At 61.0% G+C, this 859-nt stretch carries 1 protein-coding gene; it reads left to right on the top strand.

What is annotated here, in order from left to right; genetic code table 11:
• A partial coding sequence (gene ligD, locus NKH36_RS34705; RefSeq protein ID WP_352966318.1) for a non-homologous end-joining DNA ligase occupies window positions 1-859 on the top strand: 859 nt, incomplete at both ends.

The following is an 859-nucleotide window of genomic DNA, read 5'->3' as shown; positions in this document are numbered from 1 at the left end:
CTGCGACAACCGGCATCGCGATAAGTAACCGTGACCGCGTCATCTATCCGGAGTCCAACATTACCAAGGGACAGCTCGCCGACCATTACGCAGCGGTCGCGGCGATCATGCTTCCTTGGGTTGGCAGCCGGCCGATCAGTCTGGTTCGATGCCCACAGGGCCGCGCGAAGAAGTGCTTCTTCCAAAAACACGACGCCGGCAGCTTTGGCGACAAAGTCCACCATGTCGGCATCACGGAGAAGGACGGGCACGAGGAACCATATCTCTATGTCGACGATGCCGACGGACTGATGACTTGCGTCCAGATGGGAACGATTGAGCTGCATGGATGGGGGGCTCGGATCGAGGATGTCGAAAAGGCCGACCGCCTCGTGTTCGACCTCGACCCCGATGAAGGCCTCGATTTTGAGGCCGTCCGCGCCGCTGCCTTTCAGTTCCGCGCTATCCTTAAATCGCTGGGGCTTAAGACTTTCCCGATGCTGACGGGAGGCAAAGGAGTGCACGTCATCGCGCCCCTCACCCCTGGCGCCGAGTGGCCAGAGGTGAAGGACTTCGCGTCTCGCCTGGCGCAGGCGGTCGCCCAGAGCGATCCGGCCCATTTCACGGCCGTGTTGTCAAAGGCGCGCCGCAAGGGTCGCATCTTTGTGGACTATCTACGCAATCAGCGCGGGGCGACCGCGATCATGCCGTACAGCGCAAGATCACGTCCGGGCGCCCCTGTCGCGGCACCGATTACGTGGGCAGAGATGAAGACATTAGATGCGCCCTCTCATTTCCACGTGGGCGATGCTCCTGAATTAAAGAAACGCGCAGCCTCCAAAGCTCTGGCGGGATGGGGTCGCGCTGACCAATCCTTGCC

The organism is Mesorhizobium sp. M1312 (assembly GCF_040318115.1).
In the GTDB taxonomy this organism is placed as follows: Bacteria; Pseudomonadota; Alphaproteobacteria; order Rhizobiales; family Rhizobiaceae; genus Mesorhizobium.
This window is presented reverse-complemented; position numbering and strand designations above follow the sequence as displayed.